General features: G+C 68.0%; 1 protein-coding gene. It reads right to left on the bottom strand.

All coding sequences use genetic code 11. The features are described 5' to 3' along the window. On the bottom strand, positions 1-1,236 hold a 1,236-nt coding region (locus CXY80_RS20495), incomplete at both ends, for an HNH endonuclease signature motif containing protein (RefSeq protein WP_104131111.1).

The following is a 1,236-nucleotide window of genomic DNA, read 5'->3' as shown; positions in this document are numbered from 1 at the left end:
TGATGCGGGTGGCGGGGTCGGTGGCGTAGTGCTTGCCGGCGGGGCTGGTCCAGTGGACGGTGCCGTCGGGATCCGCGACGGCTTTCCAATCGGAGAAGTGCTTGAGGTTGTGGTGGGCGGGCGAGAGGAAGTGGAGGTTGGTGGCGGTGGTGGGGCCGCCGAATTGTTTATCTATGGTGTGGTCAAGGTCAGAGTGGCCGGCGGAGCGGCTGCAGCCGGGGAACCGGCAGGTTCCATCGCGTAGGCGCAGGTATTTCTTCAGCGCCGCCGGCACGCGGAACGGGGTGGAGCTGACGTCGAGGACGATGCCGGTGTGCGGGTGAGTGAGGACGCGCAGAAAACTCGTCGCGGTCCCAGCCAGCCGGCGGGCCGTCTCCGGATCGATCGGGCCGTAGCCTTCGAGCTCGGCGGGTTCCTCGCTCTGACCCATCAGGGTGAGGACGGGGACGGTGATGTTGACGTTGGCGGTGAGGCCGGCGCCGAGGCCGCTGCCGGTGACGCCCTGCTGGAGCAGGTCAATGGCGACGTCGGCGCGGAGTTGGCTGAGGGTGCGGGGCTCATCGGGGCCCTGCAGACTGATCGCAGCATCGGTGACGCGGGTATAGATACTCTGCACGTCGTCGCCGGCCGCCCGTAACCAGAGGGTCGCCATGCCGTCCTTGTCGGGGAAGAACTGCACCCGGCGATCGGCCAGGCACCGGGTGCGGCGAACGGTGATGCTGTCGGGGTGGAACCGCTCCCGCAGCTTGCGGGCTTTTCCATCGAACTGCGTCGCGGTGAGTTTGCGAGCGTGCGGCAGCAACACCGCCTCCAGCTCGGCGCGGGCGGGCTGCGAGACGGAATCGAGCTGGTCGAGCAGCCGCTGGGCATGCCGCAGGGAGATCTCCCCAGTGCGGAGAGCATCGAGGGTCTCGGGCCGGGACTCGACCAGCACCCGGCTCTCCCGCAACAGGCCAGACGCTGTCCCGGCCGGGATGCGCAGCGCACAGGCCATTTCGGCGACCAGGCCCTGCTGAGCGGCGAAGGTCGCATCCCAGTCGTGCTCATGCTGCGGACCGGCCTGGGGACACCCGGTCTCAGCACTGTTAGTGGTGTAATCCCACGCCTCAGTCAAGACCTCAGCCTTACTCGCCTGCGCCCACGCGATCACCTTCTCCAGGTAGATCACCCGGTCGACGAACTGCGCCTGGTGCCGCTGGAACGGACTCAGCACATCCGCGGGGCTGTCGTCTTCCG

Source organism: Cryobacterium sp. M91 (assembly GCF_002929615.1).
Lineage (GTDB): Bacteria > Actinomycetota > Actinomycetes > Actinomycetales > Microbacteriaceae > Cryobacterium > Cryobacterium levicorallinum.
The sequence above is the reverse complement of the archived record's forward strand: the minus strand, read 5'-3'. Positions and strand labels throughout refer to the sequence as shown.